Source organism: uncultured Microbacterium sp. (assembly GCF_947488465.1).
Taxonomy (GTDB): domain Bacteria; phylum Actinomycetota; class Actinomycetes; order Actinomycetales; family Microbacteriaceae; genus Microbacterium.
On the sequence record NZ_CANKZA010000003.1, the window covers coordinates 1 to 21,926 of the forward strand.

General features: G+C 66.9%; 22 protein-coding genes and 1 tRNA gene. 15 read left to right on the plus strand and 8 right to left on the minus strand.

What is annotated here, in order from left to right:
• Nucleotides 1-70: 70 nt before the first annotated feature.
• Genes Q0653_RS07580 through Q0653_RS07595 form a run of 4 tightly spaced genes read right to left on the minus strand, consistent with a single transcriptional unit; the run spans nt 71 to nt 2,486 of the window.
• Nucleotides 71-1,270 (minus strand): pyridoxal phosphate-dependent aminotransferase, encoded by a 1,200-nt coding sequence (locus Q0653_RS07580; RefSeq protein WP_298943950.1) that lies wholly within the window; start codon nt 1,268-1,270, stop codon nt 71-73.
• Nucleotides 1,271-1,307: 37 nt separating this feature from the next.
• Nucleotides 1,308-1,487: a hypothetical protein gene (locus tag Q0653_RS07585; protein ID WP_298944390.1), complete on the minus strand. Its 180-nt coding sequence runs from the start codon at nt 1,485-1,487 to the stop codon at nt 1,308-1,310.
• Complete coding sequence (locus Q0653_RS07590) at nt 1,445-1,807, minus strand: alkaline phosphatase family protein (RefSeq protein ID WP_298943951.1); 363 nt, start codon at nt 1,805-1,807, stop codon at nt 1,445-1,447. The genes Q0653_RS07585 and Q0653_RS07590 overlap by 43 nt, the downstream gene beginning before the upstream one ends.
• Complete coding sequence (locus Q0653_RS07595) at nt 1,692-2,486, minus strand: alkaline phosphatase family protein (RefSeq protein ID WP_298943952.1); 795 nt, start codon at nt 2,484-2,486, stop codon at nt 1,692-1,694. Before Q0653_RS07595 ends, Q0653_RS07590 begins: the two co-directional genes overlap by 116 nt.
• A gap of 10 nt (nt 2,487-2,496) precedes the next feature.
• Between Q0653_RS07595 and Q0653_RS07600 the strand changes: the two genes are divergently transcribed.
• Together Q0653_RS07600 and Q0653_RS07605 are read left to right on the plus strand one after the other, a co-directional pair.
• Nucleotides 2,497-2,739, plus strand: coding sequence for a hypothetical protein (locus tag Q0653_RS07600; protein WP_298943953.1), 243 nt, complete (start codon nt 2,497-2,499; stop codon nt 2,737-2,739).
• 24 nt (nt 2,740-2,763) lie between these two features.
• Nucleotides 2,764-3,069 (plus strand): hypothetical protein, encoded by a 306-nt coding sequence (locus tag Q0653_RS07605; protein WP_298943954.1) that lies wholly within the window; start codon nt 2,764-2,766, stop codon nt 3,067-3,069.
• On the opposite strand, the gene Q0653_RS07610 is transcribed toward Q0653_RS07605, so the two are convergent.
• Nucleotides 3,062-4,657: an isocitrate lyase gene (locus tag Q0653_RS07610; RefSeq protein ID WP_298943955.1), complete on the minus strand. Its 1,596-nt coding sequence runs from the start codon at nt 4,655-4,657 to the stop codon at nt 3,062-3,064. The two genes, Q0653_RS07605 and Q0653_RS07610, sit on opposite strands and share 8 nt — an antisense overlap.
• A 45-nt stretch (nt 4,658-4,702) precedes the next feature.
• Entirely contained in the window at nt 4,703-6,325 is a 1,623-nt protein-coding gene (gene aceB / locus Q0653_RS07615) for a malate synthase A (protein WP_298943956.1), read from the minus strand.
• A 144-nt stretch (nt 6,326-6,469) separates the two neighbouring features.
• On the opposite strand from aceB, the gene Q0653_RS07620 reads away from it, so the two are divergent.
• Nucleotides 6,470-7,930, plus strand: a complete 1,461-nt coding sequence (locus Q0653_RS07620) for an XRE family transcriptional regulator (protein WP_298744895.1) — start codon at nt 6,470-6,472, stop codon at nt 7,928-7,930.
• Nucleotides 7,931-8,030: 100 nt separating this feature from the next.
• On the opposite strand, the gene Q0653_RS07625 is transcribed toward Q0653_RS07620, so the two are convergent.
• Complete coding sequence (locus tag Q0653_RS07625) at nt 8,031-9,560, minus strand: PucR family transcriptional regulator (protein WP_298943957.1); 1,530 nt, start codon at nt 9,558-9,560, stop codon at nt 8,031-8,033.
• 100 nt (nt 9,561-9,660) lie between these two features.
• Between Q0653_RS07625 and gabT the strand changes: the two genes are divergently transcribed.
• The 12 genes from gabT (at nt 9,661) to rplA (ending at nt 21,172) form a co-directional block, all read left to right on the plus strand.
• Nucleotides 9,661-11,019: a 4-aminobutyrate--2-oxoglutarate transaminase gene (gabT, locus tag Q0653_RS07630; RefSeq protein WP_298943958.1), complete on the plus strand. Its 1,359-nt coding sequence runs from the start codon at nt 9,661-9,663 to the stop codon at nt 11,017-11,019.
• 31 nt (nt 11,020-11,050) lie between these two features.
• Nucleotides 11,051-12,409, plus strand: a complete 1,359-nt coding sequence (locus Q0653_RS07635) for an NAD(P)/FAD-dependent oxidoreductase (RefSeq protein WP_298744889.1) — start codon at nt 11,051-11,053, stop codon at nt 12,407-12,409.
• Nucleotides 12,406-13,305 (plus strand): universal stress protein, encoded by a 900-nt coding sequence (locus Q0653_RS07640; RefSeq protein WP_298744887.1) that lies wholly within the window; start codon nt 12,406-12,408, stop codon nt 13,303-13,305. The genes Q0653_RS07635 and Q0653_RS07640 overlap by 4 nt, the downstream gene beginning before the upstream one ends.
• On the plus strand, nt 13,302-14,867 hold the full coding sequence (locus Q0653_RS07645; RefSeq protein ID WP_298943960.1) for an APC family permease: 1,566 nt from the start codon (nt 13,302-13,304) through the stop codon (nt 14,865-14,867). The genes Q0653_RS07640 and Q0653_RS07645 overlap by 4 nt, the downstream gene beginning before the upstream one ends.
• Nucleotides 14,864-16,330, plus strand: a complete 1,467-nt coding sequence (locus tag Q0653_RS07650; protein WP_298943962.1) for an NAD-dependent succinate-semialdehyde dehydrogenase — start codon at nt 14,864-14,866, stop codon at nt 16,328-16,330. The genes Q0653_RS07645 and Q0653_RS07650 overlap by 4 nt, the downstream gene beginning before the upstream one ends.
• Nucleotides 16,331-16,353: 23 nt before the next feature.
• On the plus strand, nt 16,354-17,721 hold the full coding sequence (locus tag Q0653_RS07655; protein WP_298744884.1) for an NAD-dependent succinate-semialdehyde dehydrogenase: 1,368 nt from the start codon (nt 16,354-16,356) through the stop codon (nt 17,719-17,721).
• A gap of 71 nt (nt 17,722-17,792) precedes the next feature.
• Nucleotides 17,793-18,230, plus strand: coding sequence for a pyridoxamine 5'-phosphate oxidase family protein (locus Q0653_RS07660; RefSeq protein WP_298744883.1), 438 nt, complete (start codon nt 17,793-17,795; stop codon nt 18,228-18,230).
• A gap of 151 nt (nt 18,231-18,381) precedes the next feature.
• Nucleotides 18,382-18,454, plus strand: a tRNA-Trp gene (locus Q0653_RS07665).
• A gap of 48 nt (nt 18,455-18,502) precedes the next feature.
• On the plus strand, nt 18,503-18,766 hold the full coding sequence (gene secE, locus Q0653_RS07670; protein ID WP_298744881.1) for a preprotein translocase subunit SecE: 264 nt from the start codon (nt 18,503-18,505) through the stop codon (nt 18,764-18,766).
• 66 nt (nt 18,767-18,832) lie between these two features.
• Entirely contained in the window at nt 18,833-19,846 is a 1,014-nt protein-coding gene (gene nusG, locus Q0653_RS07675; protein WP_298744879.1) for a transcription termination/antitermination protein NusG, read from the plus strand.
• A 190-nt stretch (nt 19,847-20,036) separates the two neighbouring features.
• Nucleotides 20,037-20,468: a 50S ribosomal protein L11 gene (gene rplK, locus Q0653_RS07680; protein ID WP_298744877.1), complete on the plus strand. Its 432-nt coding sequence runs from the start codon at nt 20,037-20,039 to the stop codon at nt 20,466-20,468.
• Nucleotides 20,469-20,482: 14 nt separating this feature from the next.
• Complete coding sequence (gene rplA / locus Q0653_RS07685; protein ID WP_298744874.1) at nt 20,483-21,172, plus strand: 50S ribosomal protein L1; 690 nt, start codon at nt 20,483-20,485, stop codon at nt 21,170-21,172.
• A gap of 81 nt (nt 21,173-21,253) precedes the next feature.
• Here rplA and lysE read toward each other — a convergent pair whose 3' ends face one another.
• Nucleotides 21,254-21,907 carry an L-lysine exporter gene (gene lysE, locus Q0653_RS07690; protein WP_298744918.1) on the minus strand — a complete coding sequence of 218 codons (654 nt, stop codon included), beginning with the start codon at nt 21,905-21,907 and terminating at the stop codon, nt 21,254-21,256.
• Nucleotides 21,908-21,926: the final 19 nt, after the last annotated feature.

The window sequence follows — 21,926 nt, forward strand, 5'->3', positions numbered from 1 at the left end:
ATCACAGGCACCACTCCGCAGTCGGAGCCGCACCCATCAGCAGACTCAACAACCTGCCTGGACATCACATCTAGGCGAAGAGGCGCTGCAGCCGCTGCACGCCCTCGAGCAGAGCGTCGTCCCCGAGCGCGTACGAGAGCCGCAGATAGCCTGACGGGCCGAATGCTTCGCCGGGCACAACAGCGACCTCTGCCTGATCCAGGATGAAGTCGGCGAGTTCCAGCGACGTGTTCACGGTCGTGCCGGCCCAGTCCCGGCGGAGGAGGCCGGTGACGTCCGGATAGACGTAGAAGGCCCCCAGCGGGTTTGGAACGACGACGCCGGGGATTTTCGCGAGCTCTTCGACGATGAGTTTGCGACGACGGTCGAAGGCCACGCGCATCTCCTCGGCCTCGCTCTGTGGGCCGGTGAGCGCCGCGAGCGCCGCGCGCTGCGCGATGTTGTTCACGTTCGAGCTCAAGTGAGACTGCAAGTTCGCGGCGACCTTCATGGCATCTGCCGGACCCACCATCCACCCCACGCGCCAGCCTGTCATGGCGTACGTCTTGGCTACGCCGTTGACCAGGATCGTCTGTCCGGCGAGAGCCGGCACCGCCTCGACAATGGAGACCGCGCGGGCGCCTTCATACACAAGGTTCTGATAGATCTCGTCGCTGACGACCCAGATCCCGTGTTCGAGCGCCCACTCGCCGATCGCGCGCGTCTCTTCCGCCGTATACACCGCGCCGGTCGGATTCGACGGTGAGACGAACACGAGAACCGTCGTTCGTTCCGTCCGAGCGGCCTCGAGTTGGTCGACGGTGACCTTGTAGTTCTGGCCGGCGCCGGCAAAGACTTCGACGGGCACGCCATCGGCCAGCGCGATCGCTTCCGGGTAGGTGGTCCAATAGGGAGCCGGCAACAAGACTTCGTCGCCCGGGTTCACCACAGCCTGGAAGGCCTGGTAGACGGACTGCTTTCCGCCGTTGGTGACGATGATCTGCGCGGGGGAGACCTCGAGACCCGAATCGCGGTGGGTCTTCGCCGCGATCGCCTCGCGGAGGACCGGCAGGCCAGCGGCAGGCGTGTACCGGAAGTTCGCCGGATCGTGCAGGGCCTCGGCGGCGGCGTCGACGATGAACTGCGGTGTCGAGAAATCAGGCTCCCCGGCCGCGTACGAAATGACGGGGCGTCCGGCCGCTTGGAGAGCTTTGGCTTTCGCATCGACCTTGAGGGTCGCCGACTCGGCGATGGCGGACAATTTGCGGGAGAGCGGGGCGCGTTCGGTCACGCTTCGAGCGTAGTCGGCTGGGGCCGTGGATGCGCGGTCACGGATCGACCGTGCCGAACAGTCCGTCTCCGTAGTTCACGAGCGCGTCATAGGCGTCGCCGTAGGTCTTCGGCACGGCAGAACCGGGGCTGAAGCGCGAGACCAGGAGACCCAGCAGGCCACGCGCGGGCGAGGTCAACGGCCGTCGTTTGTGCACCGCGGTCGTGTGCTCTGCCACCGCCTCGGCGTTGGCTGGTTTCCACAACGATGTCGGCTGTGGCCACGTGTAGGGCTGTCGCGGTGTCGACTCTCACCCGGCGCGCCCGTTGTGGGCGGTGTCGTCGATGGTGGCGCGACGTGGTCGTACGTGCCGCCGTGCTCATCGAAAGTGATGACGAGCGCCGTGTTCATCGCGTCCGAGCCGTCGAGGGTGAGCGTGCTGTCACGCAGCCCCCCCCACGGCGGGTGCATGTCGTTGTGGTTGAAGACCATGCGCGGTTCGACGAAGGAATATGCCCGAAGCGTCCCGTTTCGCACATCGGCATAGAACTGATCCATGTCGCGAAAGTGGGTCTTCCAGTAACGCTCCAACACCGACGCATGCAGCATGCCGGTCAGCGACACGAGCTGGGTGGGGTCGTAGTAGACCGGCCAAGGAGCGGTTGCAGAACGTCTGCGAGGGCACCCCGGCGAACCAACGGTCGTAGGCACCGAACTCGCGCGCGAGGGTCGACAGGACCGGAAGCATGTCGGGGCTGAACCCGCCCATGGCCACGCTGTACTCCTTCGCCGTCGGTTCCTTCCGCTTGCTGATGCGGTAGTTGACGATGTAGTCCTCGACGAAACCGGCGTTCGTGGGGGCCTGTTCCTCGGCGGGTGAGTTGAACGGGGCCTGGATCGGCCCATCCTCGAGGTGAGCATTGCTCGGCGGATCGATCACGCTGAACAGCTGCGTATTGACGTGCGGGTTTGTCTCGCCGGGGTCGGGCTGCGGTTGCTGCATGATCGCGTCGGTCGAGCCGCCGTAAATATGTGCGGGGATCGGTGTGCCATCCGGCCCAGGGTTCGCGTAGGCGCCCTGCGCGAGCCCGTCGAAATCATCCGCGGACTTCTCCTGCGCGGAATAGAGATGTCCGAGCACGTTGTCGAAGCTACGGTTCTCGAACATCACCACGATGATGTGATCGAAACCGGGTGCGTGGCGTGGGGTCAGCGCAGCGAACTCGGGCGGATGCACCGCTGCCGCGGTGGTCACGGCAGCGGCGGCGGCCGAAGCGCCGATCGTCATTCCGGCGGCACCGATTCCCAGCCGGCGGAGAAACTCGCGCCGGCTGGCGCTGGGCGTCGCGACCGACTTCTCGGCGATCGTGCAGTCCGAGAGCTATGCGGGTGCGATTCGAACGGACGCGCCGCTGCTCAACGTCGTCCAGTTCCTCCTCGTCCTCGCGGCGATGCTGGTCGCTGTCGTGCTGCTACCCACCTCGGGATGACGCGGCCTGGGCGCCTTCACGCTCGTGAGCGTCGTGCTGCTCCTCTGGGGCACGTTCGGCCTACAGCACGCGGCGGGCAACATCGTCCATCCCGTCACGTTCTGGCGGTTCGCCCTCATCCCGGCGTTCATCTCGCCCGTGCTGGCGGACAGCTCCTTCCCCAGCGGGGCGATCGCACTGATCTCTCAGGCGACGGTCGCCCTCGTCGGGCTCGGCGCCGTGTGGCTGGCTGTCTGGATCGACCGTTTCCTCGGTGAGCGCGCACACGAAGAAGGGTCGGATGCCGAAGCATCCGACCCTCTCCCGCAGACCGCCGATCTCGTCAGCTGAACTGATTCATCGTGTTGTCCTTGCCGCCGGCCTTCAGCGCCGCGTCGCCGGCAAAGTACTCCTTGTGGTTGTCGCCGATGTCGCTGCCGGCCATGTTCTGGTGGCGGACGGTGGCGATCCCCTCGCGGATCTCGCGACGCTGCACGCCCTTGACGTAGGCGAGCATGCCGTCGTCGCCGAAATAGCCTTTCGCCAGGTCGTCGGTCGAGAGAGCCGCCGTGTGATAGGTCGGCAACGTGATGAGGTGGTGGAAGATGCCGGCACGCGCGGAGCCGTCCTTCTGGAATGAGCGGATCATGTCGTCAGCGAGACGGCCGAGCTCCGTGTCGTCGTAGGCGATGTTCATGAGGTCCGCTCGGTCGTACGCCGACAGGTCCCGACCCTGCTGGGCGAGCGCGTCGTACGCCTGCTGGCGGAAGTTCAGCGTCCAGTTGAACGACGGACTGTTGTTGTAGACGAGCTTTGCCGTGGGGACGACCTTGCGGATCTCGTCGACCATCCCGGCGATCTGGGCGACGTGCGGCTTCTCGGTCTCGATCCACAGGAGGTCTGCGCCGTTCTGCAGTGACGTGATGCAGTCGAGCACGCAACGCTCCTCGCCCGTCCCGGGACGGAACTGGTACAGATTGCTCGCGAGCCGCTTCGGGCGCAGGAGCTGACCGTCACGCGTGATGACCACGTCGCCGTTGCCGAGCTGATCGGACGAGACCTCCTCGACGTCGAGGAACGCGTTGTACTGGTCGCCGAGGTCGCCGGGCTCGTGTGAGACGGCGAGCTTCTGCGTGAGCCCGGCGCCGAGCGAATCGGTGCGCGCGACGATGATGCCGTTGTCGATCCCCAGTTCGAGGAACGCATAGCGAACGGCGGTGATCTTCGCGAGGAAGTCCTGGTGTGGCACCGTGACCTTGCCGTCCTGGTGACCGCACTGCTTTTCGTCGGACACCTGGTTTTCGATCTGGATGGCACACGCGCCCGCCTCGATCATCTTCTTGGCGAGGAGGTAGGTGGCTTCGGGGTTTCCGAAACCGGCGTCGATGTCGGCGATGATCGGCACCACGTGAGTTTCGTAGGTGTCGATCTGCGACTGGATGAACTCGACGGCCGTCTCGTCCCCGGCGACGCGGGCATCGTCGAGCTTCGTGAACAAGAGGTCGAGTTCGCGGGCATCCGCCTGACGCAGAAACGTGTAGAGCTCGGTGATGAGCGCCGGCACCGATGTCTTCTCGTGCATCGACTGGTCGGGCAGGGGCCCGAACTCGGAGCGAAGGGCGGCGACCATCCACCCCGAGAGGTAGAGGTAACGCTTGTTCGTGGACTTCAGGTGCTTTTTGATCGAGATGAGTTTCTGCTGCCCGATGAAGCCGTGCCAGACCCCGAGCGACTGGGTGTAGACGGAGGAGTCCGCGTCATACTCGGCCATGTCTCGGCGCATGATGTCGGCGGTGTATTGCGCGATCTCGAGGCCCGTGCGGAAACGGTTCTGCGCCCGCATCCGAGCCACGTACTGGGGATCGATGGCGTCCCAGCCGGAGCCGATCTGGGTCTTGAGTTCGTCGATGGATCGGACGTCGTCGTCGTAGGTGGTCATGTCGGTCTCTTTTCGGTGAGTCTCTGATCGGAAGGTCGGGCCGGGTCAGTCGGCGTCGACGAGATAGTTCGCGTAGGCGGTCAGGGTGAGGAACGTGGGGAAGTCGTCGCCGAGCGCGACCTCGCGGAAGATCTCCGCGGCGTCGTCGAACCGGTCGCCGCCGGTGCGTGTCACTTCGCCCAGCACCTGCACGATCAGCCCCTCGATGTACTCGCGGGTGATCCTCGTGCCGTCGTCGGTGGAACGGTCCTGATGGATCCACTGCCACACCTGTGAGCGGGAGATCTCCGCGGTCGCGGCATCCTCCATCAGGTTGTCGATCGCGACGGCGCCCATGCCCCGAAGCCACGCCTCGATGTAGCGGATCGCCACCGACACGTTCCCGTACACGCCGGCGGTCGAGATCGGCAGGCCGATGTGCACGTCGATGAGCTGCGACGCCTGCACCCGCACCTCGGGGCGCTGCCGATCGACCTGGTTGGGCCGGTCTCCCAACACCGCGTCGAACTCGGCCTGGGCCACGGGGATCAGGTCGGGGTGGGCAACCCACGTGCCGTCGAAGCCATCGCCGGCTTCGCGCTTCTTGTCGGCGGCGACCTTCTCGAACGCCTGAGCGGTGACCTCCGGGTCGCGGCGGTTGGGGATGAAGGCGCTCATCCCGCCGATCGCGAACGCGCCGCGCTTGTGGCAGGTCTGTACCAGCAGATCGGTGTAGGCGCGCATGAACGGCACCGTCATGGTGACCTGGCTGCGGTCGGGCAGGACGAACCGGGCGCCGCGACCGCGGTAGTTCTTGATCATCGAGAAGATGTAGTCCCACCGTCCGGCGTTGAGGCCCGCGATGTGGTCGCGCAATTCGAAGAGGATCTCCTCCATCTCGAACGCGGCGGGGAGGGTCTCGATCAGCACGGTCGCGCGGATCGTCCCGTGGGTGATGCCGACGTAGTCCTCACTGAAGGTGAAGACGTCGTCCCAGAGCTTCGCCTCTTCGGCCGATTCGATCTTCGGGAGGTAGAAGTACGGGCCGACACCGTTGTCGATGAGCCGCTGGGCGTTGTGGAAGAAGTACAGGCCGAAGTCGACCAGCGAGCCGGATGCCGCGAGTTCACGACCCGACCGGTCGGTCAGCGTGATGTGCTTCTCGGTGAGGTGCCATCCGCGAGGGCGCATCACGATCGTCGGCGTGCGCTCGGCGGTGACCTCGTAGACCTTGCCCTCGGGGCTCGTGAAGGTCAACTCGCCGCGGATGGCATCGCGGAGCGACAGCTGGCCCTCGATGACGTTGCGCCAGGTCGGGCTGGTCGCATCCTCCTGATCGGCGAGCCAGACCTTCGCGCCCGAGTTGAGCGCGTTGATCGTCATCTTCGGGTCGGTGGGGCCGGTGATCTCGACACGGCGGTCCTCGAGGCCGGGCCCGGGCCCGGCGACACGCCAGTCGGCGTCATCGCGGATGTGCGCGGTGTCGGCGCGGAACTGCGGGTCCTGCCCGTTGCCGATCTCGAAGCGGCGGCGCATACGGTCGGCGAGTCGGTCGTGCCGGCGGCCACCGAAGCGGGTGTGGAGTTCGGCGACGAACGCAAGGGCTTCGGGAGTCAAGATCTCGTCGTAACGAGGGCGCATCGTGCCCGTGATCGTGATGGGCGCGGTGCCGGTGGCGGTGGGAGTCATGGCCCTGTCCTTCTGCGTTGATGGTGGCTGTGGCGTCGACCTTGCGGCCTGTGGCATCCACTCTGAACGAAGATTCATCGCAACCGTGGCCAAATCGGCTGTGAAGTTTTGCCATAATTCGCGTTTCATGACACACTTCCCGTCATGACGAACGACGAAGTCCGGTCGGAGCACGTCGCCGATGCCCTCACGATCGGCCGACGGATCCGTCAGTTGCGCACCGCGAAGTCGATGACGCTCGATGAATTGGCGGCATCCGTGGAACGCGCGCCGAGCCAGCTCTCGATGATCGAGACCGGCAAGCGTGAACCGAAGCTCACCCTGCTCCACGCCATCGCCCGAGCACTCGGAACGACGCTCGATCAGCTTCTTGAGGAGCAGCCGCTCGACCCGCGCGCGATGCGGGAAATCTCTCTGGAGCGCGCCATGAAAGGGCCGACGTTCCAAGCGCTCGGCATCGCGCCGTTCCGTATCGGCAAGTCTCTCCCGGACGACGCGCTGCAGGCCATGCTCACCCTGCAGGCGGAGATCGAGCGGCTCACGGACGAGCGGTCCGCGACCCCGGAAGAAGCGCGCCGCGCCAACGTGGAGCTTCGGCACCTCATGCGTCGCCAGGACAACTATTTCTCCGAGCTCGAGGATCACGCCCGCGCGATCCTCGATGCCGTGGACCACCCGGGCGGCCCGCTGACGCAGCGCACGGCGTCTGATATCGCGGCGCACCTCGGGTTTTCCCTGCACTACGTCGCCGATGTGCCGCAGTCGACCCGCAGCGTCGCCGATCTCAAAAACGGGCGGCTTTACCTGTCGAGCACCGTGCCGGCCAAGGGCGACTCCCGCACGGCGGTGCTGCAGGCGCTGGCCAGCCGGATCCTCGGGCACAGTGAGCCGCGCTCCTACGCGGAGTTCCTGCGTCAGCGTGTCGAGACCAACTACCTCACCGGCGCCCTCCTGATTCCCGAGGCGCACGCCGTGCCGTTTCTCCAGGACGCGAAAGCGCGCCGTGCCATCTCGATCGAAGACCTCCGCGACGCCTATTCCGTCTCCTATGAGACCGCGGCGCACCGGTTCACGAACCTCGCCACGCGACACCTCGGAATTCCGGTGCATTTCCTCAAGGTGCACGAGTCGGGCACGATCACGAAGGCCTATGAGAACGACGACGTGAACTTTCCCGCCGATCGGCTGGGCTCGATCGAGGGGCAACTGTGCTGTCGGCGGTGGACGAGTCGGACGGTCTTCGATGTCCCCGACAAGTTCAACCCGTATTACCAGTACACCGATACCGGGAATGGGACGTTCTGGTGCACGGCCCGTGTCGAGGCATCCAGCGAAGGATCACACTCGGTCAGCGTCGGTGTGCGCTTCGACGACACGAGATGGTTCATCGGTCGCGAAACGCCCCACCGGGGGATCTCGCGACACTCGGTCGACGTGTGCTGCCGTCGCCCGCCGGAGGACCTCGAGGCGGCGTGGCGTGACCAGGCGTGGCCGAATGTCCGGACGCCCCGGACGCTCCTGGCGACCCTCCCGACCGGCGCCTTCCCCGGCGTCGACACGACCGACCTCTACGAGTTCCTGGAGGCGCACTCCCCGGCATCCTGACGGCGCGGACCGTGAGACACCTCCTGTGCACCGAGACACCGGCGGTCAGCGCGTGTCTCGGTGCACAACGCGCGTCTCGCGGAAGGAGCGGCGACGCGGGTCAGGCGGTGGCGACGAGCGCAGCCCAGAGCTCGGCGCGAGCGGGGAAGGTCGACAGGTCTACGCCGAGCAGGCTCTGCGCCTGTGCGACCCGTGCGCGCACCGTGTGGCGATGGATGCCGAGGCTCTGCGCAGCGGCATCGATGCGCGCATCGTGCTCGAGCCAGGCCCGGACGGTGGGCAGCAGTGCGGTGCCGTGCGCCTCGTCGTGGAGGCGGAGCGGGGCGAGATGGGCCGTGGCGATCGCGCGCGTGTCCGGTCCGGTCAGTTGGGCCAGGACGCCCTCCCCCGCGAGGTCGTCGAAGCGGGCGACTCTGCCTGCCGCGCCGCGGCGGTCACGCGCGGTCACTGCTTCTGCATGTGCGTGGGCGAACGCCGAGTACGCGCTCGGCTGGGACACGCCGACGGTCGCGTCGAAGAGAGTCGCGAACTGGTCGAACAGTCCCTGATCGTCGGTGGGGGCGGCAATGACAAGGCCTGCGGAGCCGCGGCCGTGGAAGATCGAGCGATCGGTGGTGCGCAACTCGAGCCAATCCGCCGCGGCGTCGGCACGCGCGGCGGCGACGGTGGCCACGGCCACCACCACCGGTGCGGCCGGGAGTGCGCCCCACACTTCACGGGACACCCGGCGGGCGAGACTCGGGTCGTCTGTCAACAGGCTGTGCACGAGCCCGGCCCGCAACACATCGCGGGCGCGGTTGAGGCCGACGTTCTGTTCGAGCGCAAGGCCCGCCATGGCGATGACCGATGTCACCACCCCGCGGCCCTCCAGGTCGAGCTCACCGCCTGCGATGACGATCGCCCCGCGGAGGTGCCCGCCGCGCCCCAGAGTCTGCAGAGTGAACCGCTCGCCGTCGATCTCGACACTCGATCCCGCGCGCGCGCCACGCCGGAGGACGGCACCGACCTCCGCGGCCACCTCGGTCTGCGTCGCGGAGTCCAGGGCGCCGGACGGATGTTCCCGCACGAGGGTCCCGGTCGCATCGAAAAGCCCTGTCCATGCGCCGAGTTGACGCCCGAGTTCGGCCACCGTGGCTCCCAATCCGTCCGGCCGCAGGGCGGCGAGCGAGATCGCGCGCTGAGCGGCCAATGCCCAGGTGCGGCGAGCGTACGCCTGCGCCGCGACCGCCTCGGCGTTCGCGCGGGCGAGAGCGATGAAAGGAGTGCGGTAAGGGACCTCGAACAGCGGCATCCGTTCGGCTCGGCAGGCCTCGGCGAGAGCGGGCGGGATGCCGTCGCGCGCCACCTCCGTACCGAAACCCAGTCCGTGAACACCGCGCACGCGCAAGCGAGTGACATAGTCACCGTAATCCTGGGCCGCGGCATCCGTGCCGAACTGGGTGCCCGTGGTCAGCAGAAGCAGGTCGTCGGCGAGGAAGGGTGTCGGATCGGCGAGATCCGAACTGTGCACCCATCTCAGGGGGGCGTCGAGCGCATCAGGCCGCAGCGACGATTCGCTCGACGCGAGTCGAAGCCCGAGTTCGCGGCGACCGAGCAGGGCGCGCAGCGTCGGCTGAGGATCTTCGCTCATGCGCACCTCCGTCGGTGATGGACGCGACGTACACCGCTGACTCAAGAATGTACACGAGGGCAGGTGTGGGGGCGGGTCGCCGCGGCCTACGCTCACCGGCATGAGCTTCACCGATGCGACTCTGACCACCCCCCTCGGCGGCCCGACCCTGCCGCAGGAACGCCGCCTCGTCACCGCGCTTCCGGGCCCGCGCTCGCAGGAGCTCCTCGCCCGCAAAGCGGCCGCCGTCGCAGCCGGCGTGGGACACACGGTCCCGATCCATGCTGTCGCGGCCGGAGGGGGCGTCGTCGTCGACGCCGACGGCAACTCGCTCATCGACCTGGGGTCCGGAATCGCCGTGACGACCGTCGGCAGTGCGCATCCGAAAGTCGCCGCCGCGATCGCCGCGCAGGCCGCGCAGTTCACGCACACGTGCTTCATGATTTCGCCGTACGAGGATTACGTGGCCGTGGCCGAGGCGCTGAATCGTCTGACGCCGGGCGACCATGAGAAGAAGACCGCGCTGTTCAACTCGGGGGCCGAGGCGGTCGAGAACGCGGTGAAGATCGCCCGGAAGGCTACCGGCCGCCAGGCGGTCGTCGCTTTCGATCACGCGTACCACGGGCGCACCAACCTCACGATGGGACTCACGGCGAAGGCGATGCCGTACAAAAGCGGATTCGGCCCGTTCGCGGGTGAGATCTACCGGGCCCCGATGTCCTACCCCTACCGCGACGGGCTGACGGGTGCGGATGCCGCCGCGCGTGCGATCTCGATCATGGACAAGCAGATCGGCGCCGAGAACCTCGCCGCCGTCATCATCGAGCCTATTCAGGGCGAGGGCGGGTTCATCGTCCCCGCCGACGGCTTTCTCGAGGCGATCGTGGAGTGGTGTCGTGCGAACGGCGTCGTGTTCATCGCCGACGAGGTGCAGTCCGGTTTCGCGCGTACCGGTGTGATGTTCGCGAGCGAGCTGTTCGGCATCGTTCCCGATCTCGTCACGACGGCCAAGGGGATTGCGGGGGGCATGCCCTTGGCGGCGGTGACGGGCCGCGCCGAGATCATGGATGCGTCGCACAGCGGCGGGCTGGGGGGAACCTACGGAGGAAACCCCGTCGCCTGCGCGGCCGCCTTGGCATCGATCGAGGCATTCGAGAAGGACGGGCTGCTCGAGCGTGCGCGCGAGATCGGGGGAATCCTGCGCGCGCGCCTCGAGAAGATGCAGTCCGTCGACCCGCGAATCGGGGAGATCCGCGGGTCTGGCGCGATGATCGCCGCCGAGTTCGTCGACCCGGCCACGAAGGCGCCGGACGCCGCTCTGACGAAGGCCGTCGCCACAGCGGCGATCGCCGATGGCGTGATCGTCCTCACCTGCGGCACGTACGGCAACGTCGTCCGCTTCCTGCCGCCGCTCTCGATCGGCGACGACCTCCTCCATGAGGGTCTCGACGTCGTCGCCGCAGCTCTTGCCGCCGCCTGACAGCATCCGAACCCGAGAACAGGAATCAGCCATGACCGAGATCACCCGGGACGTCGTCGTCATCGGAGCGGGGGCGGCCGGCCTCACCGCCGCACACGAACTGAAGAAGGCCGGACTGTCGGTCGCGGTGCTGGAAGCGCGCGATCGCGTCGGCGGCAGGCTCTGGACCGATGTCATCGACGGCGCCATGCTCGAGATCGGTGGTCAGTGGGTCTCGCCCGACCAGCAGGCACTGATCGACACGATTGCCGACCTCGGGCTCGAGACCTTCAGCCGCTACCGCGAGGGCGACAGTGTCTATGTCGGGCCCGACGGGGTGGCCCACCGATTCACGGGGGAGATGTTCCCCGTCTCGGCCGAGACGGAGCGGGTGATTGCGGAGATCACCGACCGCCTCGACGCGATGGTTGCCGAGATCGACCCGGATCGGCCGTGGGCGCACGAGAAAGCGGCGGAGTGGGACAGCGTGTCGTGGGATGCGTGGCTCCGGGCTCAGACCGACGACGACGAAGCCGTGCGGAACCTCGCCTTTGCCACCGGGTCGGCGATGCTGACCAAGCCCACTCACAGCTTCTCGCTCCTGCAGTCGTTGCTGATGGCAGCCTCGGCAGGGAGCTACTCGCACCTCGTCGACGCCGATTTCATCCTCGACAAGCGCGTCGTCGGAGGGCTCCAGCAGGTTCCGCTGCTGCTTGCCGAGCGTCTCGGTGATGATGTCTTTCTGAACCAGCCGGTGCGGACGCTCGAGTGGTCGGATGCCGGAGTGACCGCGATCGCCGACGGAATCACTGTGCACGCCCGGCAGGCGGTGCTGGCGCTCGCGCCCGTGCTCTATCACCGCATCTCGTTCGTCCCGCCGATGCCCCGGCTCCAGCATCAGATGCACCAACACCTTTCGATGGGGTTCGTCATCAAGGTCCACGCCGTGTACGACCGGCCGTTCTGGCGGGAGCAGGGGCTCTCGGGCACCGCCTTCAGCCCGTATGAGCTGTCGCACGAGGCTTACGACAACACGAACCACGACGACGAGCGCGGCACGCTTGTCGGCTTCGTCTCGGACCGGTACGCGGACGACGTCTTCCTTCTGAGCGCCGAGGAACGCAAGGAGAGGATCCTCGAATCCCTCTCGCACTACTACGGGGCCGAGGCGAAGAATCCGATCGTCTATTACGAGAGCGACTGGGGCTCGGAAGAGTGGACACGCGGCGCGTATGCGGCGAGCTTCGATCTCGGCGGTCTGCACCGCTACGGCTCCGAGCTGCGCACGCCCGTCGGACCCATCCGCTTCGCCTGCAGTGACCTCGCCGGCGCCGGTTATCAGCATGTCGACGGTGCCATCCGTATGGGCCGTCTGGTCGCACAGCAGATCCTGGAGGAGAACCGCACATGACCGCGCACATCGTCGTCGGCTACACCGCGACCAAGACTGGCCGGGATGCCGTGGCCTTCGCCGCGCGCCTGGCCATCGCGACGGGGTCGGTTCTCGACGTCGCGATCATCCTCCCCGCCGACAGTCGGAGCGTCATCACTCCGCCGGATGCCGGCTACGACCGCCTGCTGCGCGAGCAGGCGCAGGCGTGGATCGCGGCCGCGATCGACAAGACGCCCGCCGAGGTCGTCGCGCACGCCCACGTGCGGTCGGCCGAATCGTTCGCCGAGGGGCTCATCACTCTCGCCGATGATCTGGGTGCCTCGCACATCGTCGTCGGCGCGGCCGACGGCGGCCTGCGCGGTCGGCACCGTCTGGGCACGACGACGACGGAGTTGCTCCACTCCTCCGACGTGCCGGTCGTGCTCGTGCCGCGCGGCGCGCGCAAGGTGGCAGCCGACACGGGGGTAACGCGACTGACGGTCGCCGTCGGCACCCGCCCCGGTGCCGAGGCTCTGATGGTGGATGCAGCGGCGCTCGCGGCATCCACCGGCGCGTCCGTGCGCTTGCTGTCGTTGCTGACCGTGGATCTTCCGCCCACCGCGGACACCGGTGCGATCCGACTCGCCGGGTCGACCGAAGCGGAGGAAGTGCTGGCGGCCGCGCAAACGGCGCTACCGGACGGCCTCGTCGTCGAGGTCGTCGTCGCCGACGGCGACAGCATCGAGGATGCCGTCTCCCACCTCGACTGGCAGCCCGGAGAGGTGCTCCTCGCGGGATCGAGCCGCCTCGCGCAGCCGCGCCGGCTGTTCCTCGGCTCCACCGCCGCCAAGATGCTCCACGAAGTCCCCGTCCCCGTCATCGTGGTTCCTCGGACCCATCGCGGCGGCAGCACCCAGGAAGGATCACAGCGATGAGTGCACCCGAAGCCACACCGCTCGTCTCCGGCGCCACCGAGTCACACGGTAAGGGAGGGCTGTCGACCAAAGGCCTGAGCGCCGGCACGATCGGCCTCCTCGGCGCCGTCGTCATCGGCATTTCCTGCATCGCCCCGGCCTACACCTTCACGGCCGCCGTCGGACCGACGGCCTCCGAGGTCGGCGCGCAGATTCCCGCCGTCATCCTCGTCGGATTCATCCCGATGCTGCTGGTCGCCTTCGGGTACCGCGAACTCAACAACCGCATGCCCGACGCCGGGACCTCCTTCACCTGGGCGTCCCGGGCGTTCGGTCCGTGGGTCGGCTGGATGGCCGGCTGGGGCCTCATCGTCGCGACGATCCTGGTGCTGTCCAATCTCGCCGGCGTTGCCGTCGACTTCCTGTTCCTGCTCATCTCGCAGATCACCGGCAACGCCGCCATCGCGGACCTCGCCGCCGAGACGTGGATCAACATCGTCGTGTGCCTGCTGTTCATGCTGGGGGCGACCTTCGTGTCGTACCGCGACATGCAGACCACGCAGAAGCTCCAGTATGTGCTTGTGACGTTCCAGGTCGCCGTGCTGCTGTTCTTCGCGGTCGCCGCGATCGTCACCGCCGTGGGCGGCAACGGCTTCGACTACCAGCCGTTCGATCTGAACTGGTTCAACCCGTTCGCGATCAGCTCGTTCAGCGCGCTCGCCGCGGGCCTGTCGCTGTCGATCTTCATCTTCTGGGGGTGGGATGTCACCCTCACGATGAACGAGGAGACGAAGGACCCTGAGAAGACGCCGGGGCGCGCCGCGACGCTCACCGTCGTCACGATCGTGTCGCTCTACCTGCTGCTGGCGGTGGCGATGATCATGTTCGCCGGCGTCGGTACCGGCGAGCTGGGCCTCGGCAACGCCGACATCCAGGACAACGTCTTCTTCTTCCTCTCCGGCCCGGTCCTCGGCCCGTTGGCGTTCTTGGTCTCGCTCGCCGTGCTCACGAGCTCGGCCTCGTCGCTGCAGTCGACGTTCGTCGGCCCGGCCCGCACGCTCCTGTCGATGGGACACTACGGTGCCCTGCCGCCGTCGTTCGCGAAGGTGAGCCCGCGGTTCTTCACCCCGGGGTACGCGACGATCGTCTCGGCGATCGTGGCGTCGGCGTTCTACGTCGTCATGCGCATCGTCAGCGAGAACACCCTGTGGGACACGATCCTGACGCTCGGCATGATGATCTGCTTCTACTACGGCATCACCGCATTCGCCTGCGTCTGGTACTTCCGCAAGCAGTGGTTCGATTCGGTCCGCAACGTCTTCTTCACGTTCCTGTTTCCGCTGATCGGCGGAATCATCCTCGCGGTGCTGTTCTTCACGACTCTGATCGACTCCATGGATCCCGCGTACGGGTCGGGTGCCGAGATCGGCGGGGTCGGCATCGTCTTCATCCTCGGGATGCTGATCATCGTCGTGGGTGTCGTCATCATGATCTGGCAGGCGATCAAGCGTCCCGCGTTCTTCCGCGGGGAGACGCTGTCGCTCGATGCCCCCGAGAGCCTGAAGAAGAAGGTGCGCCGATGAGTGTGGAGGCTGAGAAGACCCTGCGGGCGTCCCTGCCCACGCAGCTCCTCATCGGCGGACGGTGGACGGATGCAGCCTCCGGCGCCACGTTCCCGGTCTACGATCCGGCCACGGGTGATGTGCTCGCCGAGATCGCCGATGCGAGCCCGGACGACGGCATCCGTGCCCTGGATGCGGCCGTCGCAGCGCAGGAGGCGTGGGCGTCGACCGCGCCGCGCGAGCGCAGCGATATCCTCCGGCGCGCCTTCGATCTCGTGCAGGAGCGCAAGGAAGACCTGGCGCTGCTGATGACCCTCGAGATGGGAAAGCCCCTCGCCGAGGCGCGGGGAGAAGTCGCGTACGGCGGAGAGTTCCTGCGCTGGTTCAGCGAGGAAGCCGTGCGCATCGCCGGCCGGTACGGGCTCAACCCCGAAGGCACGGGGCGCATGGTCGTCTCGCAGCGGCCGGTGGGCCCCTGCTTCTTCATCACGCCGTGGAACTTTCCCCTCGCGATGGCCACCCGCAAGATCGCTCCCGCGCTCGCCGCCGGGTGCACCGTCGTCGTCAAGCCGCCGGAGCTGACGCCCCTCACAACCCTGCTCTTCGTGCAGCTGCTGCAGGAAGCGGGGTTGCCGGACGGTGTTGTCAACGTGGTGACCACCACACACTCCGGCGACCTGTCGGCGCCGATCATCGCCGACCCGCGACTGCGCAAGCTCTCGTTCACCGGTTCGACGCCGGTCGGCAAGAAGCTCATCGCACAGGCTGCCGAGGGTGTCTTGCGGGTGTCGATGGAACTCGGCGGGAACGCGCCGTTCGTCGTCTTCGACGATGCAGATCTCGACAAAGCGGTCGACGGCGCGCTGGCGGCGAAGTTCCGCAACGTCGGGCAGGCGTGCACGGCCGCGAACCGCTTCATCGTGCACACGTCGATCGCCGACGAGTTCGCGCGGCGGGTGACCGAGCGTGTCTCGGCGATGTCCGTGGGCCGCGGGACGGAAGACGGCGTGCAGATCGGTCCCCTCATCGACGAGAAGGCGGTTGCGAAGGCCGACGAACTCGTGACGGATGCCGTGGACCGCGGGGCGCGGGTGCTCACCGGCGGCGAGATCCTCGATGGTCCCGGCACGTTCTACGCGCCCACGGTCGTCGCCGACGTCGTGGCGGGGAGCGCGATCCTGCGCGAGGAGATCTTCGGCCCGGTACTCGCCATCGCGACGTTCACCGACGAGGATGACGCCGTGCGGCTCGCCAACGACACGGAGTACGGACTGGTGTCCTACGTCTTCACGCAAGACCTCGCCCGCGGCCATCGGATGATCGATCGCCTCGAGACCGGGATGATGGGACTCAACGTCGGCGTCGTCTCGAACGCGGCTGCGCCGTTCGGTGGCGTCAAGCAGTCCGGGGTCGGCCGCGAGGGTGGCCTCGAAGGCATCCACGAATACCTGTCCACCAAGTACACGTTGATCCCCGTCGCGTGACGCGGGACGAGATCGGAGAAGCCATGAGCGACTACGCCGTCGTCAACCCCGCCACGGGCGAGACCCTCGCCACGTACGACACGTTCACCGACGCGCACGTGGACGACGCCGTCGCCGCTGCCGAGGAGGCCTACCGCACGTGGGGGCGCACGGCATCCGTCGCGGAGCGCGCGGCGCTCATCCGACGGGTCGCCGAGCTCTACCGTGAGCGTCGGGAGGAGCTCGCCACCACGATCGTGCGGGAGATGGGCAAGCCCCTTGCGGCGGCACTCGGCGAAGTGGACTTCGCCGCCGACATCACCGAGTTCTACGCGGACAACGCCGAGAAGATCATGGCCGACCAGCCCATCGACATCCTCGGCGAGGGGACCGCGGTCATCCGCAAGGCGCCACTCGGACCCCTCCTCGGGATCATGCCGTGGAACTTCCCGTACTACCAGGTCGCCCGTTTCGCGGCTCCGAACCTGTTGGTCGGCAACACGATCCTGCTCAAGCACGCACCGCAGTGCCCGGAATCGTCGGCAGCGATCGAGCGGCTGCACGTGGATGCCGGTTTCCCCGTCGGGGCCTACGTCAACTTGTATGCGACCAACGACCAGGCGGGCGCCATCATCGCCGACCCTCGTGTGCAGGGCGTCTCGCTGACCGGCTCGGAGCGCGCGGGCGCCGCCGTCGCCGAGATCGCGGGCCGGAACCTCAAGAAGGTGGTGCTGGAGCTCGGCGGATCAGACCCGTTCATCCTGCTCTCCACCGATGACCTCGATGCGGCGGTCGATTCTGCCGTCGAGGCGCGCCTGGACAACACCGGTCAATCCTGCAATGCCGCCAAGCGGTTCATCGTCGCAGACGAGCTGTACGACGATTTCCTGGCCAAGTTCACGGCCGGAATGACGGCGGCGACCGTCGGCGATCCGTTCGCTGACGACACCGACCTCGGCGCACTGTCGTCGCTCGTGGCAGCCGAGCGGCTGCAGGAGCAGGTCGAGCGCGCCGTGGCACAGGGAGCCACGCTGGTGGCCGGCGGCACGCGTGACGGCGCCTTTTTCGGTGGGACAGTGCTCGCCGACGTCACGCCGGAAATGGATGCCTACCGCGAGGAGTTCTTCGGGCCGGTCGGCGTGGTCTACCGCGCGACGGATGAGGACGACGCGGTGGCGATCGCCAACGGGACCCCGTTCGGCCTGGGCTCCTACATCTTCACGACCGATCCCGCTCAGGCTGCCCGGGTGGCCGACCGGATCGAGGCCGGCATGGTCTACGTCAACATCGTCCTCGCCGACAGCCCCGAACTTCCGTTCGGGGGCGTGAAGCGGTCGGGGACGGGACGTGAGATGGGGTTGCTCGCTGCCGACGAGTTCGTCAACAAGAAGCTCATCCGCATCGCCGGCTGAGGTGCCCGCACCGGGCATTTTGTCCGGTGCAGGGCCTGTCGGTGCGGCTCCCCGAGGGCCATGATGAAGACATGGACGAGAACACGGATGCCATCACCTTCCTCTCCGACCGGGAGTGCTGGGATCGGCTCAAGGAGCAGCAGCTCGGTCGGCTCGTGACCCACGTCGGCGACGTGCTCGACATCTTCCCGGTGAACTACACGGTCGACGGGGACAGTGTTGTCTTCCGCACCGCCGAGGGCAGTAAGTTGACCGAGCTCACGGTCAACGACCACGTGCTTTTCGAAGTCGATGAGTACACCGACACCGACGCGTGGAGTGTCGTCATCCGTGGCACGGCAGTGCGCCTGGAGACGGCCGAGGAGGTGCGCGCGGCCGACGACCTTCCTCTGACGCCGTGGATCCCCACGCTGAAGTATCACTACGTGCGGATCGTTGCGGCATCCCTGTCGGGACGCGACGTGCGCCGCGGCGAGGAGCCGGATCGGTACGGCGTGCAGCAGTACTGACGGGCCCCCGTCAATTCGCATGCCGCCGGGGCATGACGTACACTCGAGGGAGCAGTTGAAGTCTGTATTCTTTCGCCGTGCCCGCGGAGCGGGACCCCCTCACCCTCGGTCGTGGTGGACGTGCGGACTTCTCCGAGGTCGGAAGATCTCTAGGGCGGTAGCTCAATTGGCAGAGCAGCGGTCTCCAAAACCGCAGGTTGCAGGTTCGATTCCTGTCCGCCCTGCACGCGTCAGCACTCGCTGACACGGAAGTAAGTCACACAGGTGGGTACATGGTTCAGGAAGAGGCGAACGGCGACGTCGTCGCATCAAGCGGCGTGCCCCGCGAGAAGAAGCTGAACTTCTTCCAGCGGATCGCTCTCTTCATCCGCCAGGTTTTTGCCGAGCTTCGCAAGGTCGTCACCCCGACCCGGCAGGAACTCGTCAAGTTCACGGCGGTCGTGCTGGGCTTCGTCGTTGTCATGATGGCGATCGTGTACGGCCTTGACTTGCTCTTCACCTGGGTGGTGCAGGTCGTCTTCGGCGTCCCGTCCTGAGCGAGGCTGAGCCTCCTCGAATGCGCGGCCCGCGGCCGCACGACCCACACATGGAAGAGAACGCACGTGTCTGAAAAGTATGTCGACGACGCCGACTGGGCGACCGCTGCCGAGCAGTCCAGTGAGGATGACGAAGCCCAGGAGGGCAACATCCTCGCGGAGGAAGAGCTCGCTTCGGCCCCGGCCGAGCACGTCGCTGTCCACATCGTCGAGGACGAAGACGGGGGCGACGACAGCGACCTGGATGACATCGACATCGACGACCCGGAGGCCGACGCCATCGTGAACGACGCACTCGAAATCGACAAGGCCGACGAGGCTGAGGCTGCCGCCGAGGTCCTCACCGACTCGCTCGCCGAAGAAGAGGCCGAGCGGGCCGAGCAGGCTGCTGACGAAGTTCTCCCGTACGACGGTCCCGACGTCAACGGAGACCCCGACGCCGCCGAGGATGCTGCGGAGCAGGACCCGTATGAGGCCTTCCGTGCCGACCTGCGCGCGCTCCCGGGAAAATGGTACGTGCTGCACTCGTACGCCGGTTTCGAGCGCAAGGTGAAGGCCAACATCGAGCAGCGCAAGAACACGCTCGAGGTCGAGGAAGACATCTACCAGGTCGAGGTCCCGATGGAGGACGTCGTCGAGATCAAGAACGGTCAGCGCAAGATGGTCACGCGCGTCCGGATTCCCGGCTACGTGCTCGTCCGCATGGAGCTCAACGAAGACACCTGGTCGGTTGTCCGCCACACGCCCGGTGTCACCGGTTTCGTCGGCAACGCGCACAACCCGATCCCGCTCCGCTTCGAAGAGGCTTTCAACATGTTGAAGTCGCTCGTGCAGGTGACCGAGAGCGCCCCCGCCAAGGGCAGCGGCGCCAAGGGTTCGGCCACGCAGGCGCGCAGCGTCATCACCGAGGTCGACTTCGAGGTCGGCGAGACCATCACGATCAAGGAAGGTTCGTTCGCGGGCCTGCCCGGATCGATCAGCGAGATCAAGCCGGAGAGCGGAAAGCTCACCGTCCTTGTGTCGCTGTTCGAGCGTGAGACCCCGGTCGAGCTCAGCTTCGACCAGGTCACCAAGCAGTGAGTCGAGGCGGATCAATGCTGCGGAGCAGCGTTGATGCGCCTGCGACTCAGGTTGAGTAGCCGCCGTCGGCGGCGTATCGAAACCTCATACAGACTTCTCGGGTTTCGGCCCGGGGGAACCGCGATCCGGAGATGCCGGATGCGCGGGAGAACGGATGCCGCCGGTATCCGCTCGAGGAAAGGAAATGAGAATGGCACCCAAGAAGAAGGTGACCGGCCTGATCAAGCTCCAGATCAAGGCTGGCGCCGCCAACCCGGCGCCGCCGATCGGGCCCGCGCTCGGTCAGCACGGCGTGAACATCATGGAGTTCTGCAAGGCGTACAACGCGGCGACCGAGTCGCAGCGCGGCAACGTCATCCCCGTCGAGATCACCGTCTACGAGGACCGCAGCTTCACGTTCATCCTGAAGACCCCGCCGGCCGCAGAGCTGATCAAGAAGGCCGCTGGTGTGGCCAAGGGTTCGTCCACGCCCCACACCACCAAGGTCGCGAAGCTCACCAAGGACCAGGTCCGCGAGATCGCCGAGGCCAAGATGCCTGACCTGAACGCGAACGACATCGAGGCTGCCTCGCTGATCATCGCCGGCACCGCCCGTTCCATGGGCATCACGGTTGAGGGCTGAGGGAGATAACGAACATGTCCAAGTCCAAGGCTTACGAAGCAGCAGCGGCGAAGATCGACCGCTCCACGTTCTACAACGCCACCGAGGCGGTGCACCTGGCAAAGGAGACCGGCTCGAAGAAGTTCGACTCCACGGTCGAGGTCGCGCTGAAGCTCGCTGTCGACCCGCGCAAGGCGGACCAGATGGTCCGCGGCACGGTCATCCTGCCCCACGGCACGGGCAAGACCGCCCGCGTCATCGTGTTCGCGACGGGTCCGGCCGCCGAGGCTGCCATCGCCGCGGGCGCCGATGAGGTCGGCGGCGCCGAGCTCATCGAGCGCGTCGCCGGAGGGTGGGTCGACTTCGACGCCGCCGTCTCGACGCCCGAGCTCATGGGTCAGGTGGGTCGCCTGGGTAAGGTCCTGGGTCCCCGCAACCTCATGCCGAACCCGAAGACGGGCACCGTCACTCCGAACCCGGCCAAGGCCGTCGAGGATATCAAGGGCGGAAAGATCGCCTTCCGCGTCGACAAGCACGCCAACGTGCACTTCGTCGTCGGCAAGGTCTCGTTCACGGCCGAGCAGCTCGAAGAGAACTTCAGCGCGGCGATCGAGGAGATCATCCGTCTGAAGCCCTCCAGCGCCAAGGGCCGCTACATCCAGAAGGGTGCCGTGTCGACCACGTTCGGCCCCGGCATCCCGCTGGACGTCAACGCCTTCGCCTGATCTCACGATCGCGCGAGACAGAAGGGCCTCACCTCTCAGGTGGGGCCCTTCTGCATGCCTTCATTGTGCCGGTTTGACGTGTCAGTGCGGGAGGACCAGGCTGACCGCGATCGCGAACATCACGACGGCGATGATCGCGTCCAGGATCCGCCATGCTCGGGGCGTCGAAAGCACCCGGCTGAGGAAGCGCGCACCGAGGGCGAGTGAGAAGAACCACACCATCGAAGCCCCGATCGCGCCGAGGGCAAAGAGCCAGCGCGCATCGCCGTAGGTGGCGGCCACCGAGCCGAGCAGAAACACCGTGTCGAGGTAGACATGCGGGTTCAGCCAGGTCAATGCGAGACACGTCGCGAGGACGGGGGCAAGCCGCGAGGTCGAGACCTCGGTTCGAGCGCTCACGCTCGGACCGGTCGGCAGACTGCGTGGCGCGGGGTCGATCGACAGCGTGTCGCCGGAAGGACGTATCGCGCGGCGCGCGGCCAGGACGGCATACCCCGTCAGGAACAGCGCACCGGCCCACCGGACGACCTCGATCACGCGCGGCGCAGCCTCGAGGATCGCTCCGAGACCCGAGACCCCGACGACGATCAGGGCGGCGTCCGAGACGGCGCACACCGCCGCAACCGCGAGAACGTGCTCGCGACGGATCCCCTGGCGCAGCACGAAGAGATTCTGCGCGCCGATCGCGACGATGAGCGAGAGGCCGAGGCCGAAGCCGGCGAGGACGGTGGGGATCACATCTCGAACGCTACGG